The organism is Streptomyces sp. NPDC045431 (assembly GCF_040646655.1).
In the GTDB taxonomy this organism is placed as follows: domain Bacteria; phylum Actinomycetota; class Actinomycetes; order Streptomycetales; family Streptomycetaceae; genus Streptomyces.
On the sequence record NZ_JBEZAQ010000002.1, the window covers coordinates 276,916 to 290,485 of the forward strand.

The window sequence follows — 13,570 nt, forward strand, 5'->3', positions numbered from 1 at the left end:
CCGCTCGGCTCGTGACCCCTCGGCTCGTGGCCGCTCGGCTCGTGACCCCTCGGCTCGTGGCCGCTCGGCTCGTGACCCCTCGGCTCGTGGCCGCTCGGCTCAGTTGGCGGCGTGGGAGGGCGCGATGGCCTCGACCCGCGACGCCAGCTCGAAGTCGCGTTCGGTGATGGCGCCGCCCGCCGAGTGAGTGTTCATGGTGAGGTGGACCGTGTTGTAGCCGAGGGTGAGGTCGGAATGGTGATCCAGCTCGTCCTGGATCTGCGCCACGTGGACGACCATCGCGGTGGCGGCGAAGTGGGTGGGGAGGCGGTAGGTGCGGGCGATCCGGTCGCCCTCCTGCGACCAGCCGGGAAGCTCGCGCAACCGGTCCTCGATCTCCTTCTGTGACAGCGGCTCAGTGGGCATGGCCGGCCCTCCGTTTCGTTTCGGTACGGACGCTGACGACGTGCCCGTGACGATACGTTCCGATGCCACCGGCCCGTGGTCAACACGTGGGTTACCGTCTGCGGTATGACAACTCTGGCTACCGGTACCGGAATAGGCCCGATGCTGCGGGGCTGGCGTGAGCGGAGGCGGTTGAGCCAGCTGGAGCTGGCGCTGCGCGCGGACTCGTCGGCCCGTCACATCTCGTTCATCGAGACGGGGCGCTCGCGGCCCAGCGAGGAGATGGTCCTGCGCCTCGCCGACCATCTGGAGGTACCGGTCCGGGAGCGCAACGCGCTGCTCCTGGCAGCCGGTTACGCCCCCCGGTACGCCGAGACGCCGCTGGACGACCCGTCCCTCGGCGCCCTGCGCGAGGGCATCAAGAGGCTGCTCGCCGGGTACGACCCGTACCCGGCGGTCGTCGTGGACGGCTCGTACACGGTGGTGGCCGCCAACCGCGGTATCGCCATGCTGCTGGACGGGGTTGCGGAGCACCTGCTGGCACCGCCGATGAACGCCATGCGGATCACCCTGCATCCGCAGGGCCTGGCACCGAGGATCCGCAACCTGCGGGAGTGGCGCGGGCACCTGCTGGCGCAGATGGAGCGCCAGATCGCGCTGGCCCGCTCCGAGCCGCTGCGGCTGCTGTACGAGGAGGTCGCGGCGTACCCGCTGCCGGAGACGGGCGGCGACCCGGGGGACCGCGAGGACCCGACTCCGTACCCCTACTTCGCGCTGCCGATGCGGATCGAGCACGACGGTCGCGTGCTGTCCTTCGTGTCGTCGATATCGACGTTCAACACGCCGATGGACGTGACGGTCGCCGAGCTGGCCATCGAGACGTTCCTCCCGGCCGACCCGGCGACGGTGGCGTACCTCCAGTCGCTCTAGCGGCCCGCCACAGCCCGCAGGGCGGACCACTGGAGGGCGGCGAACCCGGCACGGTGACGGTCTGCGCCGAGGTCTATGGACGTCATTGCAAGGGACGAGGCCGCCGTGGCAGAGGAGTGTTTCTGCGGGCTGTGGGGTGCCGCTGCTGCGAGGTCCGACCAGTCGCTCTCCGGGAATTCATGAACCAGTGGGTGTCGGAATAGGGCCGTCGTGAACGGATGGTGCCGGCCGACGAGGATGTGGCATACGAGCTCCGCGGCCGCACTGGCGCCTGCCGTTCAATGCCGTCGGCGCTTGAGTTTCGGACCAGCCCCGAAAGCAGGGTCATCAGGCACTCGGTAGTCGTTGACCAGCCCCTCAAATGGAATCTCGAGGGCGGGATCGTCGATGTACCGATTGAACATCTCCACATGGTAGCGAGCAGGCCGGTCAAGGATCGATGGGATTTCATCGTCCATTGTCACGACAATATCGAATGCGGTGAGCTGCCCAGGAGTCAATGTGCCGATTCGCTGCCCGTCTTCCTGTTTGAACACCGGCACAGGCCCAACTGCGGAAAAGAATTCCGTACCGACCGGCGGATAATGCTGCACGAACGTCGGACCAAAGACCAAGGGCTGCTTCGGGTCGGTGACAAGGGTGCCGATCGGGGTGTGCACAAGCCAGTGCACCACCCACATGGCTACGGCCGGAAAATCGCTATCTTCCTGGAGTGAGCGGATAATACCGAACTGTGGCAGATCACTGTTCTGCTCCACCCTGAAAGGTGTCGTACGAACCTCTTCGGGCGCATCTCTCAGACCAGGGGCATCCCTCAGTGCGTTCGGGGTGTCAGCGCCATGCCTCAAGATGATCACCGGCATTAGCGGAACACCTTCCTGCACATACCGAGGCCCGCGATGCATGATCACAAAACCGTTTTGCCCTTCAAGTTCGAACTCGGTATCAAAGCCATCCAGTTTCACCGTGCAGGTGCACTTACCTCTCAGCAATTCGATACCGCCACGCGAAGGGAAACGCCCGGTCTCGAAGCCCTGGTAGGCCTCATTCACGAACGGATGGTGAGAGGTGACTCGCCCAGCACACTCAATACGAGCCAACGCCTGCACACACTCTGCAGTTGCTGCGGCTTGCATGCGACTGGACGACTCCTTCCATCGGAATACCCAAATAACAGATTGGCGGTCACCGGCATCAACAAGAACTTTCACCGGGTTGGCGTCGGCGAAGCCATGATCCCGGAGCACAGACCAATATTCACGGACAGCACTGATGAGTTCCGCCACACCGCCGAGAGGTTCAGCAACAGCCACCTCCAACGAGGAGTCCTTGCTACGAAAAGCCTCGATGGGTACCATTCCCCGCTGCAGCACGGGGGCGCCTTCGCATGAGTCGCCCTGCTTGGGCTGGTCGCAAATTTCCTTTTCGCGCGCCCCCATGATGCCCACCTAACCTTTCACGTATCTCGCCAAACGCGACGGCAAAAGCGTCATAAACGACCCGGATTTCACTGCGGAGGCTCGCTTTCATCCACGATCTTCAACGCCTCAGGCGATGGAGCGTACTGTTTCGTCACGATCTGCGGGCAGCGCCGGCAGACGTCGGAGCCCTCCTGGTGAAACCAGCGACACTGCGCCCGGATCGCGCAATAAGGGAGCTTTCCTGTGACCTCGTCCAGCAGCACAGTGCTGCGTGCCGCAATGTGACAGGTGGCGTTCTTGAAGTGAATGCAGGCCGCCGTTCGGCATCTACTGGCAAAACGAAAAACCTCACCCGGTGAGACCGGTCGGGCCAAGTCGACAATATCCTGGGTTACCGGAATCGCACGCTCGGTCGGAATAACTCGCGGTTCTTCGGGAGTTCCGGAGACAACGCCGATCAAAACCGATTCTCCGAGACGCGGAGGTGAGCTCGGGCAGAGTAGCGCTTCTTCGTCCTGCATCAAGCACTACCGGAAGACCTGTACGGCTGGATGCTCTTCACGACGAAGCCTCCTGACGCATCTCTCTCCAGCGACACTTGGAAGAGTTCCTCCGGGAAATTCCCCATGACAATGGGCCCCCTGGCCTCCAGGTCTCCAGAGAAATTTCGAGCTGATAGCGCAATTGCTACGCCCTGAGCAGCGGCTCGCGCGATCTGCTCTGCCGGGATCCTGTCGACATCCATCTTCCCTCCGGGTTCTAGTCGGTCAGCTGCACTCTGACACCTTCCACCGCCGTCGCAGAGATATCGAGCCATTCGGGTGCAAGCCCCCGTACCCAGGACAGGAGGTAAGTGAGGCGGTGAGAGTCGCGTACCTCCGAAAGGCGCCGTTGTCGGTCACTGATACCCAGCGGGCGGTGCTGGAGGGCTGGTTGCGTCGCCGCACGACAGCCCAGTCACTGGCCCAGCGGTCGCGGATCGTGCTGGAGTGCGCCGAGGGCCACTCGATCATGGAGGTGTCCCGCCGGTTGCGGATCACTCCGGACACGGTCCGCACCTGGCGGCGCCGCTTCATCGAACGCGGCCTGGACGGTCTGTGCGACGATCCGAGGCCCGGTGTTCCGCGGAAGATCACCGACGCCGATGTCGAGCGGGTCATCGTCAAGACGCTCGAGGAGACTCCGAAGAACGCCACCCGCTGGTCGACCAGGTCGATGGCCGCGGCGACAGGGATGTCGCAGTCGACGGTCTCGCGGATCTGGCGGGCATTCGCCCTGGCACCGCACCGGGCCCAGACGTTCAAGCTGTCCACCGACCCGTTGTTCATCGACAAGGTCCGCGACGTCGTCGGCCTCTATCTCGACCCGCCGGAGAAGGCGCTCGTTGTCTGCGTGGACGAGAAGTCGCAGATCCAGGCCCTGGACCGGTCCCAGCCGGTCCTGCCCATGATGCCCGGTGTCCCCGAACGCCGAAGCCACGACTACATCCGCGCCGGCACTACGACCCTCTTCGCCGCCCTCGAGGTCGCCACCGGCAAGGTCATCGGCTCCCTCCACCGCCGCCACCGAGCCGCCGAGTTCAAGAAATTCCTGGTCAAGCTCGACAAGGAGGTCCCGGCCGACCTGCAGGTTCATCTGATCCTGGACAACTACGCGACCCACAAGACGCCCGACATCAAGAACTGGCTGCTGGTCCACCCGCGCTTCCACCTCCACTTCACGCCGACCAGTGCGTCCTGCTGAATCTGGTCGAGCGGTGGTTCGCCGAACTCACGCAGAAGAAGCTCAAGCGCGGCGTCCACCGCTCCGTCCAGGCCCTCGAACGCGACATCCGAGCCTGGCTCGCCGACTGGAACGAACACCCCAGACCGTTCGTCTGGACGAAGACCGCCGACGAGATCCTCGACAAAGTCGCCGCCTACTGCCGACGAATCTCTGACTCTGATCACTAGCCTGATGCGTCGGTTTCGGCGTGAGGGCGGCGACGTACGCCGCCGGGGCTGCCCGTGGAGCCTGCTGCTGGAGAATCAGGCGCTGCTGGTCCTGCCCGCCCGCGACCACAAGGTCGCAGAGCAATCGAAGAAGCATAGCTACTCCACCAATCACCAAAGTGGTCATCGACGCCGACACCCCCGGCCATCGTGGTCAGCCAGCCCTTGACCGCCCGGCAACAAGTCCCACGAGCAGGTCCGGACCCGTGTGGCGGGGCGGGTGGGAGTCGATTACCGCGGAGGTAATGCGGGCCCCGGCCCGGCGAGGGGGTTTGGTCAGCGGCGGCGGCCGCCGTGCAGTTCCAGCCGCTCCCCCGGGAAGCGCCCGCGGAAGGCGCGGTCGTGGGAGACCGCGACCACCGCTCCCGGGTACGCGGCGAGCGCCGCCTCCAGGTCCTCGATCAGGTCGAGCGCGATGTGGTTGGTCGGCTCGTCGAGGACGAGGAGGTCCGCGGGCCGCGTCACCAGCCTCGCGATCTGGAGCCGCCGCTGCTGGCCCGCGGAGAGGGCCGTCACCGGCACGTGCAGGTCCTCCTCGCGGAACAGGCCCAGTGCCAGGAGTTGGTCGGCGGAGTCCTCCGGCAGGCCGGGCCGTCCGGCCGCGAAGGCGGCGAGGAGCGGAAGCCGCGTGGAGCGCGCGGGCAGTTCCTGCGCCAGGTATCCGATGCGCGCGGGGCGGCGTACCGCGCCCGCGTCCGGTTCCAGGTCGCCCGCGAGGACGCGCAGCAGTGTCGTCTTGCCGGCGCCGTTCTCGCCGGTGACCAGCAGCCGCTGACCGGGGGCGATCGCCAGCCGGTCCTCCAGGCGCAGCCGCTCGCCGACGGTGACGCCGTCGAGCTCGGCGAGCGGACCGTCGGCCGTCGGCTCGGTTACGGCCAGGGCCGCGGTGAACCGCAGCGGTTCGGGTGGCGCCGGCACGGGGTTGCGGCGCAGGTGGGCGAGGTGTTCCCGGACCGCGCGCACCTGCCCGCCGAGCTTCGCCTCGTGCGAGCGGCGGTGTTTGCCGAAGCCCTGCCGCGGATCCTTGCCGGTGGTGGCGAGCCGCTTCCCGGCGGCCTCCAGCAGCTCCTCCGTACGGGCCACCTCATCGAGCCACTGCGCGTACTCCTGCGCCGCGCGGCGCCGGGCGGCGGCCTTCGCGGCGCGGTGACCGGCCCAGCCGTCGCCGTACCGGCGCACCGTGCGCGCGTCCCGGTCCACCTCGAGGATCGTGGTGGCGACGCGGTCCAGGAAGCCGCGGTCGTGGGTGACCGCGACGACGGTGCCGCGGTGGGCGCGCAGGTGTTCCTCGAGCCAGCGCACGGCCGCCGCGTCGAGGTGGTTCGTCGGCTCGTCGAGCAGCAGCAGCTCGGGCCCGGCGGCCAGGGCGCAGGCGAGCGCGAGGCGCGACTGCTCGCCGCCGGAGAGCGAGCCGAGCACGCGGTCGCGGGTGATCCCGGCGAGCCCGAGCCCGTGCAGGGCGGCGTCGACGCGGGCGTCCGCCTCGTAGCCGCCGCGTTCCTGGTACGCGGTCAGCAGCTCGCCGTACGCGGCGAGTTCGGCGTCCGAGGCCTCACCGAGGCGCTCCTCCGCCGTACGCAGCCGGTGCTCCATGTCGCGCAGGTCGGCGAAGGCGAGGTCGACGACGTCCTGGACGGTGCGGTCGGGGTCGAGGTCGATGGTCTGGGCGAGGTGGGCGACGCCGCCGGGAAAGCTCACGGTGATCTCCCCGGCGTCCGGCGCCTCGGCCGCGGCGAGCAGCCGCAGCAGGGTGGACTTCCCGGAGCCGTTCTCACCGATGACGGCGGCCTTCTCGCCCGGGCGGACGGTGAAGGAGACCTGGTCGAGGACGGTCCGGGTGCCGTAGGTCTTGGTGACGTCCTTGACGGACAGCTGTGCCACGGCAGCGGGTGCGGGCGTGGCGGTATGGGCGCGTGCGCGCATGGTGTCTTCCTGTGGGCGTGCGAAGGGTCTACGGGCGGCGAAAACGGCGTCGACGGTGGCGTCGGCCGTGCCCGGACTCACAGGAAGAAGAAGTGTGCCATGCCTCCACCATAGCAAGACGATTCGTCTCGTCTCAACTCATCGCCGGACTGCGTCTCCCCTGCGCCTCCCCCCGCGCGTCGCAGCGGTTCAGCCCGCGATCAGCTCCCCGATCCGCCGCTCCGTCCAGTGGCCCGCCACGCCCGGGCAGGAGGCGAGGTAGGCGGTGACGGTGTCCGCGTCCCAGGCGCCCGTCGCCAGGAGCCCGGCGGCGATGTGGCGGAGGTAGTCGGCGGCGGGCGCGTTCCAGGAGACGTCGCGCATGCGCCACGGGGCCGTGAACGTGAGGAGCGGGTGGCCGTCGAGCGTCCCCGCGCAGACCAGCGTCTCGTAGCGGCCGTCGCCCAGGACCGCCCGGCCGTCGCGCAGCGCCCGGGTCAGGTCGAGGTCGGTGTCCGGGCCCGGCTCGCGGTACATCTCCTGGGCGGCGATGTCCGAGAACTGCTGGGCCGTCACCAGGTGCGCGCGGGCCAGGACACGGCCCTCTGCGTCGGGGTCGTAGAAGGCCCGGCCGCCGGTCCACACGGGCGACTCGGTGGCGAAGTAGAGCGCGCCCGCCAGCTCCACGGGCACGGAGGCGGCCGGGAGGCGGCGGTCGCGGCAACCGGGGTAGCGGCGGTTCGCCTCCGGCGGGGCGCCGCCCAGGATGTAGTGGGCCAGCCGGTCGACGTGCGTGTTGGATCCGTAGGACGTGTACCAGACCTGCGTCGTCATCCGGCGACGGTAGCGGCGTGGCGCGTGAAGTTCTGCTGTTGGCCCGCTTAAGAAAAGCTCGATGGACGCGCGGGCCCGGTGTGGGCAGATTGGTGCGCGTTCACGATCTCCAGCCGTACCCCACCCGTACCCCACCCGGGAGCTGCGCCGATGAAGGCACTTGTCAAGCAGAAGGCCGAGCCGGGCCTCTGGCTCATGGACGTGCCGGAGCCCGAGACCGGGCCCGGCGACGTACTGATCCGGGTGCTGCGGACCGGCATCTGCGGTACCGACCTGCACATCCGGTCCTGGGACGGCTGGGCGCGGCAGGCGGTGAACACGCCTCTGGTGCTGGGGCACGAGTTCGTCGGGGAGGTCGCGGCCGTCGGCGCCGACGTGAGCGACATCGCGGTCGGCGACCTGGTCAGCGGCGAGGGGCACCTGGTGTGCGGCAAGTGCCGCAACTGCCTGGCGGGACGGCGGCACCTGTGCCGGGCCACCATCGGGCTCGGCGTCGGGCGGGACGGGGCGTTCGCCGAGTACGTCGCGCTGCCGGCGTCCAACGTGTGGGTGCACCGCACCAAGGTGGACCTGGACGTTGCGGCGATCTTCGACCCGTTCGGGAACGCCGTGCACACGGCGCTGTCCTTCCCGCTCGTCGGCGAGGACGTCCTGATCACGGGCGCCGGCCCCATCGGTGTCATGGCGGCGGCGGTCGCCCGGCACGCGGGGGCGCGCAACGTGGTGATCACCGATGTGAGCGAGCCCCGGCTGGAACTCGCCCGCAAGGTGGGCGCGACGCTCGCCGTCAACGTCGCCGAGACGACCATCGGCGAGGCGCAGCGCCAGCTCGGGCTGCGCGAGGGCTTCGACATCGGCCTGGAGATGTCCGGGCGGCCCGAGGCCATGCGGGACATGGTCGCCAACATGACCCACGGCGGCCGGATCGCGATGCTGGGCCTGCCCGCCGAGGAGTTCGCCGTCGACTGGTCGAAGATCGTCACCTCGATGATCACGGTCAAGGGCATCTACGGCCGGGAGATGTTCGAGACCTGGTACGCCATGACCGTCCTGCTCGAAGGCGGCCTCGACCTCGGCCCCGTGATCACCGGCAGCTACTCCTACCAGGACTTCGACGCGGCCTTCGACGAGGCCGCCACCGCCCGCAGCGGCAAGATCATCCTCGACTGGACCCGTTAGTTTTGTGGCTCGGTTCGCTCGCCGGGCTTCCGAGAGCAGGGAGCACCCCTCATGTACGACTCCGTCCGCGACGAGCTGCGCGCCACCCTCGACGAGATCCGCGACGCCGGTCTCTTCAAGCCCGAGCGCGTCATCGCCACCCCCCAGAGCGCAACCGTCTCCGTGGCCTCCGGTGAGGTACTGAACTTCTGCGCCAACAACTACCTGGGCCTCGCCGACCACCCCGAGGTCGTCGCCGCCGCCAAGGAGGCGCTGGACCGCTGGGGCTACGGCATGGCGTCCGTGCGCTTCATCTGTGGCACGCAGGACGTCCACAAGGAGCTGGAGCGGCGGCTGTCGGCGTTCCTGGGCCAGGAGGACACGATCCTGTACTCCTCCTGCTTCGACGCCAACGGCGGCGTCTTCGAGACGCTCCTCGGCCCCGAGGACGCGGTCATCTCCGACGCCCTCAACCACGCCTCCATCATCGACGGCATCCGGCTGTCCAAGGCCCGCCGCCACCGGTACGCCAACCGCGACCTGGCCGACCTGGAGCAGCAGCTCAAGGACACCCAGGACGCGCGGCGCCGGCTCATCGTCACCGACGGCGTCTTCTCGATGGACGGCTACGTGGCCCCGCTGCGGGAGATCTGCGACCTCGCCGACCGGTACGACGCGATGGTCATGGTCGACGACTCGCACGCCGTCGGGTTCGTCGGCCCGGAGGGGCGCGGCACGCCCGAGCTGCACGGCGTGATGGACCGCGTCGACATCATCACCGGCACGCTCGGCAAGGCACTGGGCGGCGCGTCCGGCGGTTACGTCGCGGCGCGCGCGGAGATCGTCGCGCTGCTGCGGCAGCGCTCGCGCCCGTACCTCTTCTCCAACTCCCTCGCCCCGGTGATCGCGGCCGCGTCGCTGAAGGTCCTGGACCTGCTGGAGTCCGCCGGCGACCTGCGGGAGCGACTGGACGCCAACACGAAGCTGTTCCGTACGCGCATGGCGGAGGAGGGCTTCGAGATCCTGCCCGGCGACCACCCGATCGCCCCCGTGATGATCGGGGACGCGGCCGAGGCGGCGCGCATGGCGGAGCTGCTGCTGGAGCGGGGCGTGTACGTGATCGGCTTCTCGTACCCCGTGGTGCCGATGGGGCAGGCGCGCATCCGGGTGCAGCTGTCGGCGGCGCACTCCACGCAGGACGTGGAGCGGGCGGTGGCCGCGTTCACCGACGCACGCGCGACAATGGCGGGGTGATCGACCCCCGGCGGCTGCGCATCCTGCGGGCCGCGGCGGACCACCGTACGGTGACCGCCGCGGCGGCGGCGCTGTACCTGACCCCGTCCGCCGTCTCGCAGCAGCTCGCCGCGCTGGAGCAGGAGACCGGGCACACGCTGCTCACCCGGAGCGGCAAGGGCGTACGGCTCACTGCGGCCGGCGAGATCCTGCTGGAACACGCCAACGAGGTCCTCGCGCAGCTGGAGCGGGCGGAGGCGGAGCTCGCGGCGTACGCGGGGGGCACGGCCGGCGAGGTGACGGTGGCCGCCTTCGCGACCGGGATCGCGGAGGTGCTGGCCCCGGCGATCGGGCGGCTGGCCGAGACGCACCCCGGCATCCGGGTGCGCGTACGGGACGCGGAGGGCGACGAGTCGCTGCCGCTGGTCCTGGACGGCGAGGCGGACGTGGCGCTCGCCGTGGAGTACCGGGGCGCTCCGCGGGAGGGCGACCGGCGCCTCGCGCGGGTGGCGCTGTACGCGGAGCCGTTCGACGCGGTGCTGCACGCGGGTCATCCGCTGGCGCAGGGGTCCGAGGTGGCGCTCGCCGCGCTGGCGGACGCCGACTGGATCGGCCCGTACCCCGGCAACCCGTGCCACGACATGGTGCTCCTCGCCTGCGAGCTGGCGGGCTTCGACCCGCGGCTGGTGCACTCCTCGGACGACTTCCGCGCGGTGGTGGCCCTCGCGGGCGCGGGCGCGGGCGTGGCCCTGGTGCCGCGCTCGGCGCTGCGGGGCATGGAGCTCAAGGACGTGGTGGTCCGCCCGGTGGCGGGTCCGGCGGCGTTCCGGCGGGTCTTCGCGGCGGTGCGGCGGGGGGCGGAGGGCCACCCGCTGATCCGGCCGGTGCTGGGGGCGCTGGCGGACGCGGCGGAAGGGCTGTCCGCGACGGGCGTCTGACGCGTGGCGTAAAACGGGTGTGGCGTGAACGGCGTGGGGTGAACGGCGTGGCCCGTTCCCGGCGGTACGCCGGGAACGGGCCACCCCCCGTCCCGCTAGCGGTCGGGGCCGTCGATCAGCCGGCCCAGGCCTCCACGCGGGTGTTCTTCGAGCCCTCGAGGATGAGCTTCACCGTCTCGCCGGACTTGTAGGCGACGGTCGCGTAGTGCTTCTTGCCGTTGCAGCGGTGCTTCTTCGTGGTGGACTTGCCGGAGTCCAGTACCAGCACCTTCAGCTTGGCGTTGCCGCCACCCGAGCAGGTGAAGACTCCGCGCGCCATGGTGGAGCCACCCGGCAGCTTGTAGCCCTGGGAGACCCACTTCTTGTTGTGGCTCTTGAGGTAGTCACCACTGATGTCGGCATTCCACAGGTTCTTCCATCCCGCCTTGGTGGCGACGGGGCCCGGGGCCGCCTCCGCCGCGACGGGGGCCGGGGCGGTGGGCGTCGCGGCGATGGCCGGGGCGGCGCCCATGGCGAGGCCGCCACCGAGCATCACGGTCGCCGTGGACAGGGCGAGGCTCCTGCGCAGGTTCATGGTCGTGCTTCCCTCCGTTGGTGGGCCGGGGGCGGTGCCGCCCGGCGGTTGCGAGAACGACTTTTCCGCGTCAATTCGGGCCGGGCCAGAGCCGGCCGGGAGGATGGGGCGGCGTGGGACGTCCCACGTTGCGACCTGCTGGGACGCGCCGTCCCACGCGGCGTTGGCGGGACGCCGCCGCTGTCCGGATCACGCCGGGGGACGCGGGGGACGGGAACCCTTGGCCTTCCCTGGATGTCACCGCGTGGTGGAGATAGGGGGAACAGCACATGGCTCGATGGAAGGAACTGCCGCCCGGCCTCGGGGAGCGCGAGCGGCAACTGCTCGTCCAGCTGCGCCGCTTGAAGGACCACAACGGGCTCAGCCTCGCCGCGCTCGCCGGCCGGACCGGTTACAGCCGCTCCTCCTGGGAGCGGTACCTCAACGGGAAGAAGCCCGTGCCGCGCCAGGCCGTCGAGGAGCTGGCCCGGGTGTGCGGGGCCGATCCGACACGGCTGGTCGTGCTGCACGAGGTGGCGCTCGGCGACCGGGAGCCGCCGCAACCCGAGGGACGCGAGACGGACGGCACCGGGGGCACGGCGAGCGCCCCCGCCGCGGTGGACCGGCCGGGCGGGGCGGCGGAGCACGGCACGCCAGAGGGCGTTCCGGACGCACGCGACGCCGGCCTGCCGGAGGGCCGGGCCGGCCACGGGGCCGCCGACGGGGAGATCGCCGGCCGGGGGGAGATCGCCGACCGGAAGGCCGCCGACGGGGAGGTCGCCGACGGGAAGGCGGCCGTTGCGGAGGACCGGGGCCTCGGCCGGTCCGGGCGGGCGGTGCGCGTGATGCCGCTGGGGCGCGGGCTCGTCGTGGTCGCGCTCGTCGCGGCCGCCGCCTTCGTCGGCGGTCTGCTGACCGCCGGCGCGTGGCGGGACAGCGGGCCCGCCATGGAGGGCGCGTCCACGTCGGCGTCCGGCTACCGCCGGGGGCAGACGTACGACTGCGAGATCCGGCGGGAGAAGGGCGAGCTCCGGGCCGGGCACAGCACCACGCGGGAGATGCTCCTGGACACCAACAGCACGGGCTTCGACGTGGTGGAGACCCAGTGCCTGCTGCGGGAGCACGGCGTCGACCCGCAGGCCACGGACGGCCTGTACGACGAGCGGACCAAGGAGGCCGTCAAGCGGTTCCAGAAGGAACGAGGGCTCGTCGTCGACGGCATCGTGGGCCCCGACACCTGGAGGGAGTTGCGGCGGTGAGCGCGGGCACAGGATCGCCACCGAATGCAGCCGGCTCGCCGCCGCGCTGCGCGAGCTGCGGGAGGCCACCGGCCTGAGCCTCGCCGCACTCGCCGCCCGCACGCCGTACAGCAAGTCCTCCTGGGAGCGGTACCTCAACGGCAAGGCGCCGGTGCCGCGCCAGGCCGTGGAGGCGCTGTGCGCGATGGTCGGGGAGCCGCCCGGGCGGCTGCTGGCGCTGTGGGAGCTGGCCGACGCCGCCTGGAGCGGCCGGGCCGCGCCCCCGGAGCCCGCCGAGCCACCCGAGCCGGCCGAGCCACCGCAGCCGGTCGAGCCGGTCAGCCCGGCCGGCCGCCGACCGGACCCGCACCCGGACCCGGGGCCGGGCGGGGCGGCGGCACCCCGGGGCGACGGGGAGGTACGGCTCCGCCCGTCGCCCCGGCGCCCGCGGCGGTGGGCCGCCGTGGCGACGGGCGTCGTAGTGGCCGGCATCGCGCTCGGTCTCGGCGGCCTGAGCGGCCCGGGACCGCTGGTCCTGCCCCGCGGGGACGGCACCCCGACGTCGCCCGAGCCGAGCCCCCTGGAGTCCGGCATCCGCAACCCCGGCTGCGCCGGGGCGTCCTGCGAGGGCGAGGACCCGAAGGACATGGGGTGCGGCGGCACCGGGATGGTGTCCACCGTCGCGGCCCGTACCGCCTCGGACGGGCAGCGCCTGGAGCTGCGGCGGGGCGAGGACTGCCGTGCGGTGTGGGTACGGGCCACCGGGCTCCGGGCGGGCGACGGCGTGGAGCTGACGCTGCCGGGCGGCCGGACCCAGCGGATCGTCGCGACCGGGGGCCGGGCCGTCGAGGGGTACGTCACCACCCCGATGGCGGCGGCCGACGCGCCCGGGACGGCCGGCGCGCAGGTCTGCCTCCTGCCCGCGCGCGGTGACCGGGAGTGCTTCGGCTGAGGCGGCCGCCGAGTGCGCCGCGCGCTGTGACGCCCT

12 protein-coding genes and 1 pseudogene are annotated in these 13,570 nt (G+C 70.7%); 7 read left to right on the forward strand and 6 right to left on the reverse strand.

Annotated elements, in window-relative coordinates; all coding sequences use genetic code 11:
- Positions 1 to 99 precede the first annotated feature (99 nt).
- Positions 100 to 405, reverse strand: coding sequence for a 4a-hydroxytetrahydrobiopterin dehydratase (locus tag AB0A69_RS05615; protein WP_361415667.1), 306 nt, complete (start codon positions 403 to 405; stop codon positions 100 to 102).
- Between the two features lie 105 nt (positions 406 to 510).
- On the opposite strand from AB0A69_RS05615, the gene AB0A69_RS05620 reads away from it, so the two are divergent.
- Positions 511 to 1,314: a helix-turn-helix transcriptional regulator gene (locus tag AB0A69_RS05620; RefSeq protein WP_361415669.1), complete on the forward strand. Its 804-nt coding sequence runs from the start codon at positions 511 to 513 to the stop codon at positions 1,312 to 1,314.
- Positions 1,315 to 1,592: 278 nt separating this feature from the next.
- Here AB0A69_RS05620 and AB0A69_RS05625 read toward each other — a convergent pair whose 3' ends face one another.
- Together AB0A69_RS05625 and AB0A69_RS05630 are read right to left on the reverse strand one after the other, a co-directional pair.
- Positions 1,593 to 2,753, reverse strand: a complete 1,161-nt coding sequence (locus AB0A69_RS05625; RefSeq protein WP_361415671.1) for a hypothetical protein — start codon at positions 2,751 to 2,753, stop codon at positions 1,593 to 1,595.
- A gap of 68 nt (positions 2,754 to 2,821) precedes the next feature.
- Positions 2,822 to 3,256: a hypothetical protein gene (locus tag AB0A69_RS05630; RefSeq protein ID WP_361415673.1), complete on the reverse strand. Its 435-nt coding sequence runs from the start codon at positions 3,254 to 3,256 to the stop codon at positions 2,822 to 2,824.
- 340 nt (positions 3,257 to 3,596) lie between these two features.
- Between AB0A69_RS05630 and AB0A69_RS05635 the strand changes: the two are divergent.
- Positions 3,597 to 4,687: pseudogene (locus AB0A69_RS05635) on the forward strand (IS630 family transposase).
- A gap of 315 nt (positions 4,688 to 5,002) precedes the next feature.
- On the opposite strand, the gene abc-f reads toward AB0A69_RS05635, so the two are convergent.
- Positions 5,003 to 6,649, reverse strand: coding sequence for a ribosomal protection-like ABC-F family protein (abc-f, locus tag AB0A69_RS05640; protein WP_361415675.1), 1,647 nt, complete (start codon positions 6,647 to 6,649; stop codon positions 5,003 to 5,005).
- Positions 6,650 to 6,838: 189 nt separating this feature from the next.
- Positions 6,839 to 7,462, reverse strand: a complete 624-nt coding sequence (locus AB0A69_RS05645) for a histone deacetylase (protein ID WP_361415677.1) — start codon at positions 7,460 to 7,462, stop codon at positions 6,839 to 6,841.
- A 150-nt stretch (positions 7,463 to 7,612) separates the two neighbouring features.
- Between AB0A69_RS05645 and tdh the strand changes: the two genes are divergently transcribed.
- The 3 genes from tdh to AB0A69_RS05660 are packed head-to-tail and all read left to right on the forward strand — an operon-like array spanning position 7,613 to position 10,791.
- Positions 7,613 to 8,641 carry an L-threonine 3-dehydrogenase gene (tdh, locus tag AB0A69_RS05650; protein ID WP_361415679.1) on the forward strand — a complete coding sequence of 343 codons (1,029 nt, stop codon included), beginning with the start codon at positions 7,613 to 7,615 and terminating at the stop codon, positions 8,639 to 8,641.
- 51 nt (positions 8,642 to 8,692) lie between these two features.
- The gene (locus AB0A69_RS05655; protein ID WP_361415681.1) at positions 8,693 to 9,874 is read left to right on the forward strand and encodes a glycine C-acetyltransferase; all 1,182 of its coding nucleotides are present in this window, start codon (positions 8,693 to 8,695) and stop codon (positions 9,872 to 9,874) included.
- On the forward strand, positions 9,871 to 10,791 hold the full coding sequence (locus tag AB0A69_RS05660) for a LysR substrate-binding domain-containing protein (protein WP_361415683.1): 921 nt from the start codon (positions 9,871 to 9,873) through the stop codon (positions 10,789 to 10,791). Before AB0A69_RS05655 ends, AB0A69_RS05660 begins: the two co-directional genes overlap by 4 nt.
- A gap of 115 nt (positions 10,792 to 10,906) precedes the next feature.
- Here the strand turns inward: AB0A69_RS05660 and AB0A69_RS05665 are convergent, their stop codons facing one another.
- Positions 10,907 to 11,365 carry a hypothetical protein gene (locus tag AB0A69_RS05665; protein ID WP_361415685.1) on the reverse strand — a complete coding sequence of 153 codons (459 nt, stop codon included), beginning with the start codon at positions 11,363 to 11,365 and terminating at the stop codon, positions 10,907 to 10,909.
- A gap of 269 nt (positions 11,366 to 11,634) precedes the next feature.
- Between AB0A69_RS05665 and AB0A69_RS05670 the strand changes: the two genes are divergently transcribed.
- Both AB0A69_RS05670 and AB0A69_RS05675 read left to right on the forward strand, forming a co-directional pair.
- Positions 11,635 to 12,603, forward strand: a complete 969-nt coding sequence (locus tag AB0A69_RS05670; protein WP_361415687.1) for a helix-turn-helix domain-containing protein — start codon at positions 11,635 to 11,637, stop codon at positions 12,601 to 12,603.
- 13 nt (positions 12,604 to 12,616) lie between these two features.
- Complete coding sequence (locus AB0A69_RS05675; protein WP_361416811.1) at positions 12,617 to 13,534, forward strand: helix-turn-helix domain-containing protein; 918 nt, start codon at positions 12,617 to 12,619, stop codon at positions 13,532 to 13,534.
- The last annotated feature ends 36 nt before the right edge of the window (positions 13,535 to 13,570 follow it).